We start from the raw sequence: 19,243 nt of genomic DNA on the forward strand, positions 1-19,243 counted from the left end.
TCCGGTCCTCTCGTGTGGGCATGTCGGAACGTGAGTCGCTTGAGTCGCTTGAGTCGCTTGAGTCGCTTGAGTCGCTGGGGGCCTTGGGGGCCTTGGGGGCCTTGGGGGCGCTGGGCCGCCCCGGGGCTTCAGTCGGCGAGGGCGCGGCGCAGGACGGCCCCCAGCTCGGCGTTCTGGCGCTGCGAGACGTCGGCGGTGACGATCGCCTGCGAGCCGTGGAAGGTGCCCGGCCACTGGTGCAGCTCGACCGAGACGCCGGCCTGGAGCAGCCGCAGGGCGTAGTGGATGTCCTCGTCGCGGTTCGGGCAGAGCTCGGCCGTCGCGATGTACGCGGGCGGCAGACCGGTCAGGTCCTCGGCGCGGGCGGGCGCCGCGTACGGGGTGGCCGGCCGGCCTCCGAGGTAGTGCCGCCACGAGGCCGCGACCTTGTCGCGGTCGACCCACGGGGTGTCGGTGAAGTGCCGCTGCGACCAGGTCTCCTGCCGGTCGTCGAGCTGCGGCTGGTTGAGCAGCTGGAAGCGGATCGCCGGGCCCCGCTCGTCACGGGCCCGCAGCGCCACGCCGGCCGCGAGCCCGCCGCCGGCGCTGTGCCCGGCGACCGCGATCCGCGCCGGGTCGACGCCGAGCCGGCCGGCCCGCGCGGCGGCCCAGGAGAGCACGGCGCAGGCGTCGTCCAGGGAGGCGGGGAAGGGGTTCTCCGGGGACAGCCGGTAGCCGACGGAGAGCACCACCGCGCCGGAGGTGAGGGCGAGCCGGGTGGCCCACGGGTGCTCGCTGTCCACGTCGCCCGTGACGTGCCCGCCGCCGTGCAGCCAGACGACGGCGCCGCGCGCCCCGTGCGGGCGGTAGACCCGGACCGGCACGTCCGGACCGCCGGCGACCGGCACCGCGACGTCCTCGATCTCCAGGCCGGTGACGTCGGGCAGCGGCACGGAGGCGGCGAGCTCGGAGAAGAGGGAGCGGACGCCGGCCGGGTCGGCGAAGTCGGCGTGCGGGAACAGCGGTACGAATGCTTCGAGTTCGGGATCCATGACGCCCATCCTCACGACCCGGCCGCGACGGGTCAGCCGCCGTCCGTCGCGCATGCGGGACCGATCGCGCACCGATCGGCGCGGCGCGGCCCGGGCCGGGGCCTCTAGGCTTCCGGGCATGGAGGCACTGGCCCTGCGGCTGTCGGGACTCGATCCGTACGTCGGCGGCGCGATCCGGATCGTCGCGTTCTACGACACGCTGATGCGCCGCCGCGTCGACCTCCCGGCGCTCGCCCGCGCCTCGGCCGGCCTGGCGGAGTGCGTCACCGGAATCCGGCTGCACGGCACCGGGCGGGTGGTCCGGGCGTCGCCCCTGGGCACGGAGGCCACCGGGCCGGCGGCGGGGGAGGAGGGGGCGGTGTCGACGGCGGTGCCGGTCACGCTCGACGAGGAGGAGATCGGCGTGGTGTGGCTGGAGCGGTCCGGCCCGCCGAACCCGCTCGACGAGGTGCTGCTCGACCGCCTCGCCCTCGCGGTCGCGGCGGCCGTGGAGCGCTACGGCCCGGCCCGTACGACCATGGCCGATCCGGCCCTCGTCGAACTGGCCGTCGGCACCGGCACGGACGAGGCGGCCCGGGCCCGCGCCCTGCGGCTGCTCGGCTTCGCCGCCGGGGCGCCGCTGCACCTCGCCGCGGTGCGCTCGGCGGTGCCGCTCGACCGGGTCGGCGCGCTGGTCTGCCCGGGGGGCCTGGTGAAGGCGGCGGTGCTCGCCGGCCCCGGCGGGGGCACCGGGGTGCTGCTCGCCACCGCCGTGGACCGGTCCGCCTTTCCCGAGGGGGTACGGGCCGGGCTCGCCGACTCCGCGGGACCCGAGCCCCTCGACGCGACCTGGCGCCGGGCCCGCACCGCGCTGCGCTTCGCCTCGGCCCGTGAACCGGTCATCGTCCACGCCGAGTTGGGCGCGCTTGCCCTTCTCGCCGAGGTCCCGCCCGCAGCCGCCCGGGCCAACGCCGACGTGACGGCCCTGTCCCGGTTCGCCGCCGGCGCGAGCCCGGAGGACCTGGAGACCCTGGACGCCTACTGCGCCACCGGCTCACTGCGCCGCGCCGCCGACCTGCTCCACCTCCACCACAGCAGCGTCTCGCGCCGCCTCGACCACCTGTCCCGCACCCTCGCCCTCGACCTGACGACCCCGACGGGCCTCACCCGGGCACGCCTCGCGCTGACGACGTGGCGGCTCCTGGAGGACACCGCCTAGTCCCTCCGCGCCTCCGGGTCCTCGTCCTCGCGCACGTCCTCGTCCTCGCCCTCGTCCTCGTCCCACAGCAGGGACACCGTCTCCCGCACCCGCGCGTCCGGGTCGTTCGCGAGGAGCGTCAGCAGGGCGACGGCCTCCGGGGTCGCGCGGTGCACCAGGCCGTCGACCACGGCGTCGCGTACCCGTGGGTCGGGGTCGCGGGCCAGGTCGGCCAGGAGCGCGTCGGCGCCCGGGGTGTCGCGGTAGGCGATGCTCTCGGCGACCGCCCGGCGCACCGCCGCGTCCGCGCCGTCGTCGGCCAACTCCCGCAGCAGCGCGTCCACTCCGGGGGTGGACCAGTGTGCGACGGCCGCGGCGAGCAGCTGTCGCACCTCCGGGTCCGGATGACCGGTGAGCCGCGCGACCCGCGGCAGCGGCCCGCGGCGCCGCAGCCGGTACCAGCGCAGCACCTCGCACAACGCGGCCGTGTCGCCGTGGATTTCGGCCCGGAGTTCGGCGCGGCCGAGCCGGGCGAGGAGGGTGCCGGCGGGGAGCGCCGGGCCGTAGTCGGGCCGGGCGCGGCGTTCCGCCAGCCGGCGGGAGCCGTAGAGGCCCGGCTCCCGGCAGGCCTCGCAGACGCAGGGTGCGGTGCCGTGCGCGTCGGGCCGGTACCGCCAGCCGTGCAGCTGCCGCACCTCCCGCACGTACCGCACCTCCCGGCGCGCCACCGCCCGGGGCAGGAACACCTCCCACCCCCGCGGGTCGTCGAGCTCCCGGATCCGCCGCACGGCCCCGGCCGCCGTCGTCACCTCCGGCTCCCGCTCCCCGTACCGCCCGACGGTCACCCGCTCCCCGTCCGGCAGCCGTACGTGCACCGCCACCAGCCCCCGAGGCCCGGGCCGCCGGGCCAGCTCGCGCAGCCACTGGTGCGTCAGCGCGTACGAGTCCAGCACGGGAAACAGGAACACCCCGCGCCGCTCCCGGTGGGCGGCCCGCGGGGCCTTGATCCCGCCGCGCCGGATCCGCGCGGCATGGACGGCGGGGGCGAGGTGCACGAAGGTGGCCATCCGCCGATGCTAGGCGCGGGCGCGGGAGCGGGAGCGGGCGCGAGCGCGAGGTCCGAATACCGCCGGTGACGGGGGTCGCGCGCGCGTGAGCATGGGGCCATGACCACCTACACCGCACGCGCCATTCCCCCCACCGCCCTCGCCCAGCTCCGCGCCGTCGACGACGCGGGGCGCACCTGCCGGCCCTTCACGGCGGACGAGGAGACCGCCGGGAACCCGCTCCGCTGCTGCCTGCGCCTGTCGCGGGTGGGGGAGCGGATCGCGCTCGTGTCGTACGCGCCGCTGCGCAGGTGGGCGGCGGAGCACGGGGCCGAGCCCGGGGCGTACGACGAGCAGGGGCCCGTCTTCGTCCACGCCGGGGAGTGCGGCGGGCCCGACCCGGCGCCCACCGCGTACCCCTTCGACCGCCCCGGCGCACTGCGCACCCTGCGGCGCTACGACGCCCGGGGCCGGATCGTCGGCGGGCGGCTCCTGGAGATCCCGGAGGCGCCCACCGAGGGCTTCGACCGGGCGTTCGCGGAGGCCTTCGCCGACCCGGCGGTCGCGCTGGTGCACGTACGGGCCGTGGAGTACGGCTGCTTCCACTACGAGGTGAGGCGGGCCCCCGGTACGTCCGGAGCCCCTGACGCCCCCTAGGGTCGACCGCATGGTGCAGACATTCAGCGACGCGTTCCTGTTCGAGGCCGAGCGGCATGCCGCCTGGGGCGCCGCCCAGTTGGAGGCCCTGATGGACTTCCTGCCCGACGGCGACTGGTCGGCCGACCTGCCCGGCTGCAGCTTCCGGCAGGGCGGGGTCGAGCTGCGGGTCGGGGTCCTCGGGACGTACGACATGAACGACGCGTCCTGGATGTGGGGTTGGGCCAACCCCGGCCTGCGCGGCACCGAAGTGGCCGCGCTCGCCGGTGCGGTCGAGCGGTACGGGCGGGCGCACGGCATCCCCGAGTTCACCGCGGAGGTCCTCGACCTGAGCGGCTTCGAGGACCCGCGGCGGGCCGCCGAGACGCTGGCCTTCGCCGGGATGGGCGTGGCCGAGGCCCCCGGCTACATCGGCGCGCCCGCCGGACCCACCACCCAGGTCTACTTCCTGCCGGACGACCCGCAGGTGCCGCGCCCCGCCCTGGACCCGGTCGCGCTGCCCCGCACCCTGCTCACCGGCGCCGGGCTGATCGGCCGCTCGCCCCGGCACGTCGTCGAGGGCTACTTCGACCACCACGGCGTCCCCTACCGCGCCGAGCCCGCCCGCCTGGTCGCCGAACTCCCGCACGGCGGCGGCGCGGCCGAGGTCTCCTTCGACTCCCTCGGGCGCATCGCGGGCGTCGAGCTGAAGGTGCTCCCGGCCAGGGGCTGAGGCGTCACCCGTACGACGTGAGGAAGCCGGGTACGGGGGCGCTCAGCGGCCCCGCCGCCCAGTGGCGCAGGCGGCGCAGGCGGCGCAGGCGGCTCAGTGCACGCAGAACTCGTTGCCCTCCGGGTCCTGCATCACCGTCCACGCGCCGCCCGCCTCCGCCACCTCGCGCACCACCTTCGCGCCGAGGCCGGTGAGCCGGTCGACCTCCGCCGCGCGGGTGCCGGCCGGCGGGTGCAGGTCCAGGTGGAGGCGGTTCTTGCCGGCCTTCGGCTCGGGAACGCGCTGGAAGAGGATCCGGCGCCCGAGCCCGGTGTCGGTGGCCGGGTCGAAGGGCTCGTCCGGGTGCCGGACGGCCGCGAGGTCGCGCCAGGCGAGCCGGCCCCGGACGGTGAGGGTGGCCTCGGCGGGGGCGGCGCCCGCGTCGAGCAGCCGGGAGACGAGGGGACTGTGGTCCTCCTCGTGGTAGGCGAGGGCGGCGGCCCAGAAGGCGGCCTGCGCGTGCGGGTCCGTCGCGTCGACGACGAGCTTCCAATGGAGTGCTGTCATCGTCCCGTTATACGGGTCGGCACCGACAAGCGCCCCCGGAATCGGGCCGCCCGCCCCCGGCGGCTGCCGCCCGCGCCGTGCGACGAAGCTCACGGCCGAATGCCGCTCCGCCGCGCGTAATGTAAAGGAATGAACGATTCGCCCGACTGCCCCCTGGTCGGTGTCGTCGCCACGTACATGCCCCGGCTCTCGGAGTTCGGCTTCGAGCCGGGACTGGTGGCCGCCGTCGATCAGCACGCGGCGGCCGTGTGCGACGCCCTGATCCCGGCCCAGCGCGGCCCCCGCCCGCGCACCGTCCGCCGCGAGGAACTCGCGGACTACGTCCTCGGCTTCACCGACTGGCTGACCGAGGTCGACTGGGTCGAACCGGTCGGGCACGACTTCGCCACGCTGCGGCTGACCGCCGTCTGCTGGCTGATCCGCGAGCACGACCTGCTGGCGGCATAACCGCCGCGTCGGCGCCGACGGCGTGCGCCGGGCGAGCCGCCCGGCCCCCGGGGATGCCCCGCACCACCACGGCGCCCGCCCGGGTGCCCGGGGCCTCCGGGGTGGCGTACGTGCCGTACGTCTTCGGCCTGACGGCCTCCTGCCCCGGCATCGGCCCCGGGCGCGCCAACCGGCCCCACCCGGCACCGCGTCGCCGCCCGGTCACCCCGCCCTGCCGGACCACACGGGCCCGCCCGCGACCCCCGGACCGCTCCGGACCCTCCGGGTCACCCCGCCCTGCCGGACCACACGAGGCCACCCGGGCCCGCCCGCGACCCCCGGACCGCTCCGGACCCTCCGGGTCACCCCGCCCTACCGGACCACACGGGGCCGCCCGCGACCCCCGGACCGCTCCAGACCCTCCGGGTCACCCCGCCCTACCGGACCACACGGGCCCGCCCGGGGGCACCCGGGCCCCCGGGCCGCTCCGGGCCCTCCGGGTCACCGCGCCCCACCGGACCACACGAGTGCCACCCGGGCCCGCCCGGGACTCCGGACCGCTCCGGGCCCTCCGGGTCACCGCCCCTACCGGCCCGCCCCGTCCTACCGGCCCGCACGGGGCCGCCCGGGGGGCACCCGCGACCCCCGGACCGCTCCGGACCTCCGGGTCACCGCGCCTGCGGCGGCTCCTCGCCACCGGCCCACTTGCCGGGGTGGCCCGGCTCGCGGCGTTCCGTCGAGCCCTGGCGCTCCTGGGCCGAGGGCAGGCCCTGCTGGGCGTCCTGGCGGCCCTGCTGGTAGGCCGAGATCTGGTCCTTCGCGCGGGCGGTCTCCGTCTCGGCGGCCGACAGCCAGCGCTCCCAGCGGGAGCGCATCGGGGTGATCATGCCGCCGCCGACACCGACGATGACGACGCCCGCGATCGTCGCGAGCACGGCGGTCAGCACCGGGCCGGTGATCGCGGTGGCGATGCCGGCCTGGCCGAGCGCGGCGATGACGCCGAGCGCCACGATGAAGGCCCAGGCCGCGGTCGCGACGACCTTGCCGTACGACATCTGCGAGAGCGCGCTGCCGATGATGTCCCGCACGGCGCGGGCGATGGCCATCGCCACGACCACGATGACGCAGGCGACGATCGCCCGGGGCAGCCAGGCCACGATGCCGTTGATCATGACGCTGACCGGGTTGGGGCCGAAGACCCCGAAGGCCAGCTGCAGGGCGATCAGCAGGATCGCGTAGTAGAGGATCTTGGTGATGATGCCGGTGGCGTCGTACTTGGAGCCCTTCAGCGTGTTGGCGACACCGCTGCGTTCGGCCATCCGCTCGAAGCCGACGCGGCGCAGCAGCCGGTCGGCGACGCGGGCGATCAGCTTCGCCACGAACCAGCCGATGAGCAGGATCGCGAGGAAGCCGATGAACTTGGGGATGAACTCGGCGATCGCCGACCAGGCGTCGGTGAAGCCCTGTCCGAAGTCCACCGAGAGGGCGAGGGGGAGGGGGTGCGACATGGCGCGGTCTCTCTTCCCGGAGAGGCGGCGGGCCCGCCCTGGGGGCGCGCCCCTTGGCTCCCGACGTAACACCGAGCCCGCGGCCCTCGCCCGCCGTCAGCGCCCGGGCTGCGCCGATGGGGTGGAAAGGACATCCGGAGGGATCACCCCGGCCCCGACCCCGGCCCCGCCCGCGGTAGCCCCCACCGGACCGGCCTCCACCGGACCGGCCTCCACCGGACCGGCCTCCACCGGACCGGCCTCCACCGGACCGGCCTCCACCGGACCGGCCCCCACCGCGGCGGCCTCCGCCTCCGCCTTCGCGCTCTCCACCGCCGCCCGGCTGCGGCGGGCCGTGCGCAGGGCGTCCCAGCTGAGGATGGTCAGCGCCAGCCACACCAGCGAGAAGCCGGCCCAGCGCTCCGCCGGCATCGCCTCGTGGAAGTAGACGACGCCCAGCAGGAACTGGAAGACGGGCGCCAGGTACTGGAGCAGGCCGAGCGTCGAGAGCGGGACGCGGATGGCGGCGGCGCCGAAGCAGATCAGCGGGACCGCGGTCACCAGGCCGGTCGCGGCGAGCAGCGCCGCGTGCCCGGCGCCGTGCGCGCCGAAGGCCAGCGAGCCCTGGCTGCCCAGCCAGAGCAGATAGGCGAGCGCGGGCAGGAACTGCACGGCGGTCTCGGCGGCCAGCGACTCCAGGCCGCCGATGTTCACCTGCTTCTTCACCAGGCCGTAGAGCGCGAAGGAGAAGGCGAGGGTGAGCGAGACCCACGGCGGGCGGCCGGCGCCGACCGCGAGGACGACGACCGCGGTGAAGCCGACGCCGACGGCGGCCCACTGGGCCGGGCGCAGGCGTTCCTTCAGTACGAGGACGCCGAGGGCGATGGTGACGAGCGGGTTGATGAAGTAGCCGAGCGAGGACTCGACGACCCGGCCGTTGTTGACGGCCCAGATGTAGACGCCCCAGTTGACGCTGATCACGGTCGCGGCGACGGTGATCAGGCCCAGCTTGCGCGGGCTGCGCACCAGCTCGCGGATCCAGTCCCAGCGGCGCAGCGCGAGCAGCGCGAGGCCGACGAAGGCGAGCGACCAGACCATGCGGTGGGCCAGGATCTCGACCGCGCCGGCCGGCTTGACCAGCGGCCAGAAGAGCGGGACCAGGCCCCACATGCCGTAGGCGCCGATCCCGTAGAGCAGTCCCGCCCGTGCCTCGTTCTTCTTCGTCTCCACCGGACCTCCCGCCCTGTCGGCCCTGCGCCGCGCATCCCTGACGAAGGTAGCGCCGAGCAGGGCCGGCTGTCATGTCCGTATCGCCATACGGTACTGACGGATCTTGGAGCGCTCCCGGAGGGCGGCCGGGCGGTCGTTCAGGAGGCGGCCGGGGCGGCCAGGGCGGCCGCGATCGTCTCGGCGATCGGCGTGGTGGGGCGGCCGATGAGCCGGGACAGGTCGTCGCCGCGGGCGGCGAGCGCGCCGCGCGCGACGGCCTCGTCGACGTCGACCAGGATCTCGGCGAAGGGCCCCGGCACCCCGGCGCCGAGCAGGATCTCCAGGTGGGTCGCGGCGGGCACGTCGGTGTGGACGACCGGCTTGCCGGAGAGCCGGGCGACCTCGGCCGCGTACTCGGCGAAGGACCACGACACGTCGCCGCTCAGCTCGTACGCCCGGCCGAGGTGCTCGTCGAGCGGGCCGGTCAGGACGGCGGCGGCCGCGGCGGCGTAGTCGGCGCGGGTGGCGGAGGCGACCCGGCCCTCGCCGGCGTTGGTGACGACGGCGCCGTGGGCGAGCACGGGCGCGAGGTTCTCGGTGTAGTTCTCCGTGTACCAGCCGTTGCGCAGGAAGGTGTACGGCAGGCCGGAGTCGAGGATCGCCCGCTCGGTCGCCTTGTGCTCGTCGGCGAGGAGGAAGTCCGCCTCCGGTCCGCCGAGGACGCCGGTGTACGCGAGCTGGGCGACCCCGGCGGCCTTGGCCGCGCTGATCACGGCGGTGTGCTGGGCCACCCGCTGCCCGACCTCGCTGCCGGAGATCAGCAGCACCCGGTCCCCGGCGGCGAAGGCCCCGGCCAGCGTCTCGGGCCGGGAGTAGTCGGCGACGCGCAGCTCGACGCCGCGCTCGGCCAGGTCCGCGGCCTTCGCCTTGTCGCGGACGACGGCGGCGAGCCGCTCGGCGGGCTCGGTGGCGAGGAGGGCGTCGATGACGAGGCGGCCGAGCTTTCCGGTGGCTCCGGTGACGACGATGCTCATGGGTCTCTTCCTTCACTCCGGGGTCGGTGACGTGCCCACTCACCGTAGGTCAGGCGCTAACCATTCGAAAGTACACACTTTGAAGTAAGGTACTGGTATGCCGGTAAGTGGGAACAGCGGGAAGAAGCCCGACGTCAACGACGCGATGTGCCCCTCGCGCCTCGTCCTGGAGCACGTCACCAGCCGCTGGGGCGTGCTGATCCTCATCGCCCTGCTCGACCGCTCGTACCGCTTCGGCGAACTGCGCCGGAAGATCGGCGGCGTCAGCGAGAAGATGCTCACCCAGACCCTCCAGACCCTGGAGCGCGACGGCTTCGTGCACCGCGCCGCCCAGCCGGTCATCCCGCCCCGCGTCGACTACAGCCTCACCCCCCTCGGCACCGAGGCCGCCCGCCTGGTCGCCGCACTCGGCCGCTGGACCGAGCAGCGGCTGGACGCCGTCCAGGAGGCGCGGGTGCGTTACGACACGGCACGCGAAGCGTCCCAATAACGGTGTAACCAGGGCGGGTTGGGGCCACCCGGCGTACGATCACCCCCCTGTGGGGGATTCCGTGACCAGGGTGGGGGAAATCGTGGCGCACGTGAGGCGAAGACTGCTGCGCGCCTGCGGGGCGACGGCGGCGGGCGGGGCGTTACTGCTCGCCGGCTGCTCCGGAGGGGGCGGCGACCCCGGCGGAGGGAGCACGGGCAGGGGCGACGGCAAGGGCGGCGGTACGAGCGCGAGCGCGCCGGCCACCGCGCAGCCGACCCCCACCCCCACCGCCCTCGACTTCACCCCCGACCCGAAGCGCGCGCCCAAGACCGCCGCCGAGGCCCGGCGCATGGCCCTGGCGATCGTCGCCGGCCCGGAGTCCTGGGGCCCCGACTACGTCAAGCGCGCCCCGTACCTCAGCGCCCCCGACGCCTGGCCGGTCCTCGACGAGAACTGCACGTGGGAGATCGAGGCCCCGCCCCGCTCCGTCCTGGCCAGCGTCACCGCCTACAGCGAGATCCCGGCCGCCGGCGGCAAGGGCCCGCTGCGGGTCGCCGCGACCGTCACCGTGCACCGCACCGAGTCCGACGCCGACTGGGAGATGGCCGAGACCCTGGAGGAGGCGCTGCGCTGCCCCGAACAGCAACTGCGCGAGGGCGAACGCGTGACCAACCTCGGATCCATCGGCGTGCCCTACGGGCAGGGCGGCAACGGCCATGCCACCGACACCCTCGTCGAGCACGGCACCTACGTCAACGACGCGTTCAAGGGGCAGCACACGTACAGCTGGTACGAGGCCCGCATCGGCCAGATCACCGTCGCCACCGTCGTCAAGGGCGCCCCCGGCCACACCGAGGACGCCACCAGCGTCCAGACCCAGGCCCAGGTCACCATGGAGGCACGCATCAAGGAGCAGCTGGGAGCCCGCTCGTGACCACGAACCCCGGCGCGCTCCAGCCGCTCCTGCCGTCCGACCCCTCCTCGATCGCCGGACACCGCCTCCTCGGGCGGCTCGGCGCCGGTGGCATGGGCGTCGTCTACCTCGGCCGCACCGACACCGGCGCGCTCGCCGCCGTCAAGGTCACCCACGCCGACCAGGCCGACGAGGCCGACTTCCGGGCCCGTTTCCGCCGCGAGGTGGAGGCCGCCCGCCGGGTCACGAGCCCCTGGGCCGTGCCCGTCACCGGCGCCGATCCCGACGCGCCCGAGCCGTGGATGGCGACGGCCTTCGTGCCGGGACCCTCCCTCGGCGAGGCCGTCCGCGCGCACGGGCCGCTGCCCGAGCGGTCGGTACGGATCCTGGGCGGCGCCGTCGCCCGCGCGCTCGCCGCCGTGCACGCGGCCGGGATCGTGCACCGGGACGTGAAGCCCGGCAACGTCCTGCTCGCCGTCGACGGGCCCCGGCTCATCGACTTCGGCATCGCCCGCGCGACCGGGGAGACCGGGCTGACCTCCACCGACATGGTCGTCGGCACGCCCGGCTTCCTCGCGCCCGAGCAGGCCGAGGCCCGCTCGGGCGACATCGGCCCGGCCGCCGACGTCTTCGCCCTCGGCTGTCTGCTCGCCTTCGCCGCCACCGGCCGCCCGCCGTTCGGCACGGGCGCCCTCGACGCGCTGCTGTACCGCACGGTGCACGACGAGCCCGACCTCGAAGGCGTACCGGAGGGGCTCCTCGGCCTGGTACGGGAATGCCTGGCCAAGGAGCCGGCCGGACGGCCCTCCGCCGAGGAGATCGCCGGCCGGCTCACCGAGGACACCCCCGGAGCCCCGGCCGACTGGCTGCCCGCGCCCGTCGTCGCCACCATCGCCGCCCGCTCGGCGGCCATGCTGGCGCTCCCCGACATCGACCCGACCGCGTCCGGCACCGACCCGGCGGACCCCTCCGCCGCCACGGGACGGCCCAGCAGGCGCGGCGTGCTGCTCGGCGCCGGGGCCGCCGTCCTCGCGGCCGGCGGCGGCGCGCTCGCCCTCGTCCGCCCCTGGCGGGACGACGACACGGACGGGAAGGGGAAGGCCCCGGCGCCGAAGGCCGGGAACACCTGGACCGTCGGCGTCTTCGCCGACCTCTCCGGGCCCGCCGGGGAGATCGGCCGGGCCCAGGAGCGCGGCGCCCGGCTCGCCGTCGAGCGCTTCAACGCCGTGCACAAGGGCCGGCCCTTCACCCTCCGGCTCAAGGTCGCCGACGACCGCGGGGACCGCGACGGCGCCTTCGCCGTCGCCCGCCGGCTCACCGCCGACCCCACCCTGATCGCCGTCCTCGGCCCCACCTCCGACGACACCGGCATCGCCGCCCTCCCCGCCTTCGAGGAGGCCGGCGTGCCGCTCGTCACCACCTCGGCCGGCTACAACCTCTTCACCCTGCGCGGCGAGACCGGCCTTCCGCCGAACACGACCGTGCTGCGCGCCATCCCGAGCCACTTCACGGCGGGCACCTTCCTCGCCTGGTCCACCACGCTGCTGCCACAGGTCCGCCGCCCCGGGGTCCTCCAGGAACGCACCGACGACCAGTACAGCTGGCAGTACGTCAGCGGCGCCCGCTTCGGCTTCCGGGAGGCAGGGCTCACGCCGCACTACCGGGTGGTCCCGGGCCGGGCCACCGACTACCGCCGGATCATCGGCGAGATGATCGACGCCGGCATCGACACGTACGTGCACTGCGGTGTCCGCTCCACCGCCGTGCTCGCCGCCCGTGCCCTGAACGAACTCGGCTTCACCGGGCCCCGGTTCACCGGGCAGCACGTCCTCGGGTCGCGCTTCCTGAAGGAGGCCGGGAGCGCCGCCGAGGGCTGGTTCGTCTGCGCGCCCGTCATCGACCCCGTCCAGCGGGCCGCCGACCCGAAGCAGAAGCCGGCCGACCGCACCCTCACCCAGGGCTTCCTCGACGCCTACCGCGAGCGCTACCGCACCACCCCGGACTTCTACGCCGGCGAGTCCTTCGACGTGGTCAACATGGTCACCTCCTTGCTCGCCGCGAACGCCCGCAAGGGCCCGCTCAGCCGCAAGGGCCTGTGGGAGAAGCTGACCAAGCAGCAGTACACCGGGGCCATGGGCGGCTACCAGTTCGACGGGCGCGGCGAACTCAGGGGCGTGGGCACCTTCCTCTACGGCGTGAGGAACGGCGCCTACACGTTCATCGGCAACGCCCCCGCCGCGCCCCAGAACAAGAAGAAGGGCTGACGGTGCAGCCGCTCAGGAAGGCCGACCCGTCGGCCGTCGCCGGCTACCGGCTGCTCGGCCGGCTCGGCGCCGGCGGCATGGGCGTGGTCTACCTCGCCCGGTCCGCCGGCGGCGCGCTCGCCGCGCTCAAGCTGATCCGCGCCGAGCACGCCGCCGACCCCGGCTTCCGGGCCCGCTTCCGCCGCGAGGCGGCCACCGCCCGGACCATCACCGGCCGATGGGTGGTCCGGGTCCTCGGCGCCGACCCCGAGGCCCGCGAGCCGTGGCTGGCCACCGAGTACGTGCCCGGGCCCTCGCTCGCCGAGGCCGTCGCCCTGCACGGGCCGCTGCCCGAGACGACCGTCCGCGCCCTGGGCGCCCGGCTCGCCGCCGCCCTCGACGGCATGCACACGGCCGGGCTCGTCCACCGGGACGTCAAGCCCGGCAACGTCCTGCTCGCCCTCGACGGGCCCCGGCTCATCGACTTCGGCATCGCCCGGGTCAGTGGCGCCACCGCGCTCACCGCCACCGACGCGATGATCGGCACCCCCGGCTTCCTCGCCCCCGAACAGGCCCGGGTCACCGACGCAGGCGAGGTCGGCCCGCCCGCCGACGTCTTCTCGCTCGGCTGCGTCCTCGCGTACGCGCTGACCGGCCGCCGCCCCTTCGGTACGGGCGGGGTGGCCGCGGTGGTCTACCGCACCGTCCACGGCGAGCCCGACCTCGACGACCTCCCGGACACCCTGCTCCCGCTCGTCACCGCCTGCCTCGCCAAGGACCCCGCCGACCGGCCGGACGCCGCCGAGGTGCGCGACGCCCTCGGCCCGTCCGAGGGTCCGCCGGAGGGCGACTGGATGCCGCCGGGCCTGCCCGCGCTGATCGCCGAGCGCTCCTCGCGGGTCCTGGACCTGCCGGTCGCCGACCCGACGATGCTCGACCCCGGGAAGCCGCCGCGGACCTCCCGGCGCCGCTTCCTGGCCCTCGGCGCCGCCGGGGCCGTCGCCGGCGCCGGCGGCCTCACCGCCTGGCTGCTCGGCCGCGACCAGGCCGGCGCGACGGGCGGCACGGGCGGCGGCACCGACGGCGGGACGGTCAGGAGCGCGTACACGCTCGGCGTGGTCACCGACCTCAGCGGCCCGACCCGGGCGGACGGGCGCGCCCAGGAACGCGGGCTGCGGCTCGCCATGGAGACCTTCAACGCCCGCGCGGACCGGCCCTTCGACCTGGCGCTGAAGGTGACGGACCACGGCGGGGACCCGAAGCGGGCCGCCGCCGGGGCCCGCGAGCTGCTCAAGGACCCGGCCCTGGTCGCCGTGCTCGGCCCGACGACCCCCGACACGGCCGTCGCCGTGGTGGACGCGCTCGTCGAGGCGAAGATGCCGGTGCTCAGCGTGGTGGCGGCGGTGCCCGCCGGGACGACCATCCGCGGCCAGACGCCCGACCTGCGCACGTACTTCGAACCGCGGCCCTACTCCCAGGCCCTGATCGTGCCCTTCGTCCGCTATCTCAGCGAGCACCACCTGGACCGCACCGCCGTCGTCGAGGACCGGGCCGCCGGCACCTACGCCTGGCTCGCCGCCCAGGGCATGCGGCAGGCGCCGCCCGCCCGCGGCACGGTCACCGTGCACCAGGTCGCGGCGGACGGCGAGGACTTCGGCCCGGCGGTCCGGGCCGCGCTCGCCACGTCCCCGACGGGCGTGATGTACGCGGGGAACTCGCCGCGCCGGGCAGCCCTGTGCGCGAAGGCGCTGCGGCAGCAGGGATACCGGGGCCCGTGCGGCAGCGTCGAGCCCGCGCTCCGGCCGGAGTTCCTCGCCGTGGCGGGCCCGGCCGCCGAGGGCTGGTACTTCGGCACGGGCTATGTCGATCCCGACACGGTCCCGGCCGCGAAGGAGTTCGCCGCCGCCTACCGCAAGCGCTGGGGGCTCGCCGCCTCGGACCCCGTCGACCACTACGCGGCGGAGTCGTACGACGTCCTGTTCTGGCTGGGGCAGGCGCTGCGGACCGCGCTCGCCAGGAACCCGGAGCGCCCGGGCGCGGCGATGTCGACCGTGCTCATGAAGGACGACCGGGCGTACCGCGGGGTGGCCAGGTCCTACGAGGCCCTGCCCGCCGACGCCTCGCGCGCCTCCCTCGACGGGCTGACCCTCTGGCGGATCGAGGGCGGAAAGCCCCGCTGCCTCGGCCCGTTTGCCGAGGCAGCGAAGCGGAACGACTGACCGCGCGTACGGAGGTCAGCCCACCACCGTCCAGGTGTCCTTGCCCGTGAGCAGCTGGGCCAGGTCGCCCTTGCCGTGCTGTTCGACGGCCTGCTCCAGCTGCTCCGCCATCAGCGTGTCGTACACCGGGCGCTCCACGGACCGGAAGACGCCGATCGGGGTCTGGTGGAGGGTGTCGGGGTCGGCGAGGCGGGACAGGGCGAACGCGGTCGTCGGGGAAGCGGAGTGGGCGTCGTGGACGAGGATGCGGGACTCGTTGTCCGGGGTCACGGTGACGACCTCCAGGTCGCCGGTGGCCGGGTCGCGGACCACGCCCTTGTGGAGGTCGGCGCCGAAGCGGATCGGCTGCCCGTGCTCCAGGCGGATCACCGCCTCCTTGGCCTGCTCGTTGTCCTTGAGGACCTCGAAGGCGCCGTCGTTGAAGATGTTGCAGTTCTGGTAGATCTCCACCAGCGCCGTGCCGTTGTGGTCGGCGGCCTGGCGCAGCACCTCGGTGAGGTGCTTGCGGTCGGAGTCGACGGTCCGGGCGACGAAGGTGGCCTCGGCGCCGAGCGCCAGGGACACCGGGTTGAAGGGCGCGTCCAGGGAGCCCATCGGGGTCGACTTGGTGATCTTGCCGAGCTCCGAGGTGGGGCTGTACTGGCCCTTGGTGAGGCCGTAGATCCGGTTGTTGAAGAGCAGGATCTTCAGGTTGACGTTGCGGCGCAGCGCGTGGATCAGGTGGTTGCCGCCGATGGACAGCGCGTCGCCGTCACCGGTGACCACCCATACCGACAGGTCGCGGCGCGAGGTCGCCAGGCCGGTGGCGATGGCCGGGGCGCGGCCGTGGATGGAGTGCATCCCGTAGGTGTTCATGTAGTACGGGAAGCGGGAGGAGCAGCCGATGCCGGAGACGAAGACGATGTTCTCCTTCGCCAGGCCGAGTTCGGGCATGAAGCCCTGCACGGCGGCGAGGACGGCGTAGTCGCCGCAGCCGGGACACCAGCGGACCTCCTGGTCCGACTTGAAGTCCTTCATGGACTGCTTGGCCTCGGCCTTGGGCACCAGGTTCAGCAGCGGCTCACTCATCGATGACCTCCTTGAGGGCCGCGGCGAGCTGCTCGGCCTTGAACGGCATTCCGTTGACCTGGTTGTGGCTGCGGGCGTCGACGAGGTACTTCGCCCGGACGAGGGTGGCGAGCTGGCCCAGGTTCATCTCGGGCACGACGACCTTCTCGTACCGCTTCAGGACCTCGCCGAGGTTCTTCGGGAAGGGGTTGAGGTGGCGCAGGTGGGCCTGGGCGACGGGGTGGCCGGCGCGCCGCAGCCGGCGGACGGCGGCGGTGATCGGCCCGTAGGTGGAGCCCCAGCCGAGCACCAGGGTGGTGGCGCCGTCCGGGTCGTCGACCTCGACGTCGGGCACCTGGATGCCGTCGATCTTGGCCTGCCGGGTGCGGACCATGAAGTCGTGGTTGGCCGGGTCGTAGGAGATGTTGCCGGTGCCGTCCTGCTTCTCGATGCCGCCGATGCGGTGTTCGAGGCCGGGCGTGCCGGGCAGCGCCCAGGGGCGGGCCAGGGTCTCGGGGTCGCGCTTGTACGGCCAGAAGACCTCGGTGCCGTCGGCCAGGGTGTGGTTCGGGCCGGTGGCGAACGTGGTGGTGAGGTCCGGCAGTTCGGCGGTGTCCGGGATCCGCCAGGGTTCCGAGCCGTTGGCCAGGTAGCCGTCGGACAGCAGGAAGACCGGGGTCCGGTAGGTGAGCGCGATGCGGGCCGCGTCCAGGGCCGCGTCGAAGCAGTCGGCCGGGGTCTTCGGCGCCACGACCGGCACCGGCGCCTCGCCGTTGCGCCCGTACATGGCCTGGAGGAGGTCGGCCTGCTCGGTCTTGGTGGGCAGACCCGTGGACGGGCCGCCGCGCTGGATGTCGACGATCAGCAGCGGAAGTTCGAGGGAGACGGCGAGGCCGATGGTCTCGGACTTGAGCGCCACACCGGGGCCGGAGGTGGTCGTCACGGCCAGCGAGCCGCCGAAGGCCGCGCCGAGCGCGGCGCCGATGCCGGCGATCTCGTCCTCGGCCTGGAAGGTGCGCACGCCGAAGTTCTTGTGCTTGCTGAGCTCGTGCAGGATGTCCGAGGCCGGGGTGATCGGGTACGAGCCGAGGTAGAGCGGCAGGTCCGCCTGGCGGGCGGCGGCGATCAGCCCGTACGACAGGGCCAGGTTCCCGGAGATGTTGCGGTACGTGCCGGTGGGGAAGGCCCGGGTGGCCGGGGCCACCTCGTAGGAGACGGCGAAGTCCTCGGTGGTCTCGCCGAAGTTCCAGCCGGCCCGGAAGGCGGCCACGTTGGCCTCGGCGATCTCGGGCTTCTTGGCGAACTTCTGGCGCAGGAAGGCCTCGGTGCCCTCGGTCGGCCGGTGGTACATCCAGGAGAGCAGCCCGAGCGCGAACATGTTCTTGCTGCGCTCGGCCTCCTTCCGGGAGAGGCCGAACTCCTTCAGCGCCTCCACCGTGAGCGTGGTGAGCGGCACCGGGTGCACGTGGTAGCCGGCCAGCGAGCCGTCCTCGAGCGGGGAGGTCTCGTAGCCCACCTTGGCCATGGCGCGCTTGGCGAACTCGTCGGTGTTGACGATGATCTCGCCGCCGCGCGGCACGTCCCCGATGTTGGCCTTCAGGGCCGCCGGGTTCATCGCGACCAGCACGTTCGGGGCGTCGCCCGGGGTCAGGATGTCGTGGTCGGCGAAGTGCAGCTGGAACGAGGACACACCCGGCAGCGTGCCGGCGGGGGCGCGGATCTCCGCGGGGAAGTTCGGCAGCGTGGAGAGGTCGTTCCCGAAGGACGCCGTCTCCGAGGTGAACCGGTCACCCGTGAGCTGCATGCCGTCGCCCGAGTCACCCGCGAAACGGATGATCACCCGGTCGAGCCGGCGGACTTCCTTCGCGGAACCGTGCTCGGCCGTCGCCGGGGCACTGCGCTGCTCCCCGACCAGGGCCTCACCGGCCTCGCTGCTGACCTGGCTGGTCACTGAACTGGACCTCCCTCGCGGCAAGGGTTCTCTCCGTCGAGACGGTCGCCCGCGGAGAAGGCTCGGGAGACGGCCGGCTGCCCGGCCGTCCCGTGGCCCACCCTACGACTGTGAGGGTGGCCTTCCCGGGACTTCTCGCATCCTGGACCTCGTTTCGAGACGCCCGTGACGCCTTTATGTGGTCAATTGTCGCTCCCCGCGGACGGTCGAGTCCAGCCGCGGGTCACGTTGCGCCGATCCTCGGTCACGCGGTGTCACGCCGGTCGCGTGCCCTGTCTGACAGGGTGTCAGGCGTTCAGGAGTTGAGGTAGGTCAGGACGGCGAGAACTCGACGGTGATCCCCGTCACTCGGTGACAGCCCCAGCTTCAGGAAGATGTTGCTGATGTGCTTCTCCACCGCGCCGTCGCTCACCACCAGCTGCTTCGCGATGGCCGAATTCGTGCGCCCCTCCGCCATCAGGCCGAGGACCTCCCGCTCGCGCGGGGTCAGCCCCGCGAGCACGTCCTGCTTCCGGCTGCGGCCCAGCAGCTGCGCCACCACCTCCGGGTCGAGCGCGGTGCCGCCCCGGGCCACCCGCACGACCGCGTCCACGAACTCGCGGACCTCGGCCACCCGGTCCTTCAGCAGATAGCCGACCCCGGTGCTCGAACCGGCCAGCAGTTCGGTGGCGTACTGCTCCTCCACGTACTGCGAGAGCACCAGCACCCCGAGCCCCGGGTGCTCCTTCCGCAGCCGCACCGCCGCCCGGACGCCCTCGTCCGTGTGCGTCGGCGGCATCCGCACGTCGGCGACCACCACGTCCGGCAGCGCGCCCTCGCCGGCCAGGTCGGACACCGTCTTCACCAGCGCCTCGCCGTCGCCGACCCCGGCCACGACCTCGTGCCCCAGATCGGTGAGGAGCCGCGTCAGCCCCTCGCGCAGCAGCACCGAGTCCTCGGCGATCACGACCCGCACCCCTGCGGCGCCGCCGCCGTCCGGCCCCATGTCCGGTCCCATGCCCGGTCCCATCCCCGTCACGCCCCTGTCTCCTCGATGCCGGCCTTCAGCATCGCAGGAGGAGGGACGCAGCGGA

Annotated in this window: 17 protein-coding genes; 8 read left to right on the plus strand and 9 right to left on the minus strand. The window is 74.7% G+C overall.

The genetic code is table 11. The annotated features are described in order from the left end of the window. Window positions 1–128: 128 nt before the first annotated feature. Window positions 129–1,031 carry an alpha/beta hydrolase gene (locus ACIGW2_RS01955; RefSeq protein WP_391653246.1) on the minus strand — a complete coding sequence of 301 codons (903 nt, stop codon included), beginning with the start codon at window positions 1,029–1,031 and terminating at the stop codon, window positions 129–131. Between the two features lie 118 nt (window positions 1,032–1,149). Between ACIGW2_RS01955 and ACIGW2_RS01960 the strand changes: the two genes are divergently transcribed. After that, on the plus strand, window positions 1,150–2,229 hold the full coding sequence (locus ACIGW2_RS01960; RefSeq protein ID WP_391653245.1) for a helix-turn-helix domain-containing protein: 1,080 nt from the start codon (window positions 1,150–1,152) through the stop codon (window positions 2,227–2,229). On the opposite strand, the gene ACIGW2_RS01965 is transcribed toward ACIGW2_RS01960, so the two are convergent. Further along, window positions 2,226–3,275 (minus strand): HEAT repeat domain-containing protein, encoded by a 1,050-nt coding sequence (locus tag ACIGW2_RS01965; RefSeq protein ID WP_399840584.1) that lies wholly within the window; start codon window positions 3,273–3,275, stop codon window positions 2,226–2,228. The two genes, ACIGW2_RS01960 and ACIGW2_RS01965, sit on opposite strands and share 4 nt — an antisense overlap. A gap of 99 nt (window positions 3,276–3,374) precedes the next feature. Here ACIGW2_RS01965 and ACIGW2_RS01970 point away from each other — a divergent pair, with 99 nt between their 5' ends. Further along, entirely contained in the window at window positions 3,375–3,911 is a 537-nt protein-coding gene (locus ACIGW2_RS01970) for a DUF1203 domain-containing protein (RefSeq protein ID WP_399840586.1), read from the plus strand. Window positions 3,912–3,921: 10 nt separating this feature from the next. Next, window positions 3,922–4,623 carry a DUF6882 domain-containing protein gene (locus tag ACIGW2_RS01975; RefSeq protein ID WP_391653242.1) on the plus strand — a complete coding sequence of 234 codons (702 nt, stop codon included), beginning with the start codon at window positions 3,922–3,924 and terminating at the stop codon, window positions 4,621–4,623. Window positions 4,624–4,716: 93 nt separating this feature from the next. Here the strand turns inward: ACIGW2_RS01975 and ACIGW2_RS01980 are convergent, their stop codons facing one another. Then, a complete protein-coding gene (locus ACIGW2_RS01980) occupies window positions 4,717–5,169 on the minus strand; it encodes a VOC family protein (protein WP_361575005.1) in 453 nt (150 codons plus the stop codon). A 129-nt stretch (window positions 5,170–5,298) separates the two neighbouring features. Here ACIGW2_RS01980 and ACIGW2_RS01985 point away from each other — a divergent pair, with 129 nt between their 5' ends. Beyond that, window positions 5,299–5,616, plus strand: coding sequence for a DUF6401 family natural product biosynthesis protein (locus ACIGW2_RS01985; protein WP_361575008.1), 318 nt, complete (start codon window positions 5,299–5,301; stop codon window positions 5,614–5,616). Between the two features lie 647 nt (window positions 5,617–6,263). Here ACIGW2_RS01985 and ACIGW2_RS01990 read toward each other — a convergent pair. The 3 genes from ACIGW2_RS01990 to ACIGW2_RS02000 form a co-directional block, all read right to left on the minus strand. Beyond that, the gene (locus ACIGW2_RS01990; RefSeq protein ID WP_391653240.1) at window positions 6,264–7,103 is read right to left on the minus strand and encodes a hypothetical protein; all 840 of its coding nucleotides are present in this window, start codon (window positions 7,101–7,103) and stop codon (window positions 6,264–6,266) included. A gap of 96 nt (window positions 7,104–7,199) precedes the next feature. Then, on the minus strand, window positions 7,200–8,252 hold the full coding sequence (gene rarD, locus ACIGW2_RS01995) for an EamA family transporter RarD (RefSeq protein WP_399840927.1): 1,053 nt from the start codon (window positions 8,250–8,252) through the stop codon (window positions 7,200–7,202). Between the two features lie 197 nt (window positions 8,253–8,449). Next, complete coding sequence (locus ACIGW2_RS02000) at window positions 8,450–9,325, minus strand: SDR family oxidoreductase (RefSeq protein ID WP_391653239.1); 876 nt, start codon at window positions 9,323–9,325, stop codon at window positions 8,450–8,452. Between the two features lie 97 nt (window positions 9,326–9,422). On the opposite strand from ACIGW2_RS02000, the gene ACIGW2_RS02005 reads away from it, so the two are divergent. From ACIGW2_RS02005 to ACIGW2_RS02020, 4 genes are all read left to right on the plus strand, one after another. After that, a complete protein-coding gene (locus ACIGW2_RS02005) occupies window positions 9,423–9,815 on the plus strand; it encodes a winged helix-turn-helix transcriptional regulator (RefSeq protein ID WP_399840589.1) in 393 nt (130 codons plus the stop codon). 91 nt (window positions 9,816–9,906) lie between these two features. After that, complete coding sequence (locus ACIGW2_RS02010) at window positions 9,907–10,731, plus strand: hypothetical protein (RefSeq protein ID WP_391653237.1); 825 nt, start codon at window positions 9,907–9,909, stop codon at window positions 10,729–10,731. Continuing rightward, window positions 10,728–12,974: a bifunctional serine/threonine-protein kinase/ABC transporter substrate-binding protein gene (locus tag ACIGW2_RS02015; RefSeq protein ID WP_399840590.1), complete on the plus strand. Its 2,247-nt coding sequence runs from the start codon at window positions 10,728–10,730 to the stop codon at window positions 12,972–12,974. The genes ACIGW2_RS02010 and ACIGW2_RS02015 overlap by 4 nt, the downstream gene beginning before the upstream one ends. A 2-nt stretch (window positions 12,975–12,976) precedes the next feature. Further along, window positions 12,977–15,172: a bifunctional serine/threonine-protein kinase/ABC transporter substrate-binding protein gene (locus ACIGW2_RS02020; RefSeq protein WP_399840592.1), complete on the plus strand. Its 2,196-nt coding sequence runs from the start codon at window positions 12,977–12,979 to the stop codon at window positions 15,170–15,172. A gap of 15 nt (window positions 15,173–15,187) precedes the next feature. On the opposite strand, the gene ACIGW2_RS02025 is transcribed toward ACIGW2_RS02020, so the two are convergent. From ACIGW2_RS02025 to ACIGW2_RS02035, 3 genes are all read right to left on the minus strand, one after another. Then, on the minus strand, window positions 15,188–16,240 hold the full coding sequence (locus tag ACIGW2_RS02025) for a 2-oxoacid:ferredoxin oxidoreductase subunit beta (protein WP_399840594.1): 1,053 nt from the start codon (window positions 16,238–16,240) through the stop codon (window positions 15,188–15,190). After that, on the minus strand, window positions 16,233–18,170 hold the full coding sequence (locus ACIGW2_RS02030; RefSeq protein ID WP_391653233.1) for a 2-oxoacid:acceptor oxidoreductase subunit alpha: 1,938 nt from the start codon (window positions 18,168–18,170) through the stop codon (window positions 16,233–16,235). Before ACIGW2_RS02030 ends, ACIGW2_RS02025 begins: the two co-directional genes overlap by 8 nt. A 295-nt stretch (window positions 18,171–18,465) precedes the next feature. Continuing rightward, window positions 18,466–19,125, minus strand: coding sequence for a response regulator transcription factor (locus tag ACIGW2_RS02035; protein ID WP_265864081.1), 660 nt, complete (start codon window positions 19,123–19,125; stop codon window positions 18,466–18,468). Between the last annotated feature and the right edge of the window lie 118 nt (window positions 19,126–19,243).

Origin of the sequence: Streptomyces sp. NPDC053541 (genome assembly GCF_044544705.1) — a bacterium.
Classification (GTDB): Bacteria; Actinomycetota; Actinomycetes; order Streptomycetales; family Streptomycetaceae; genus Streptomyces.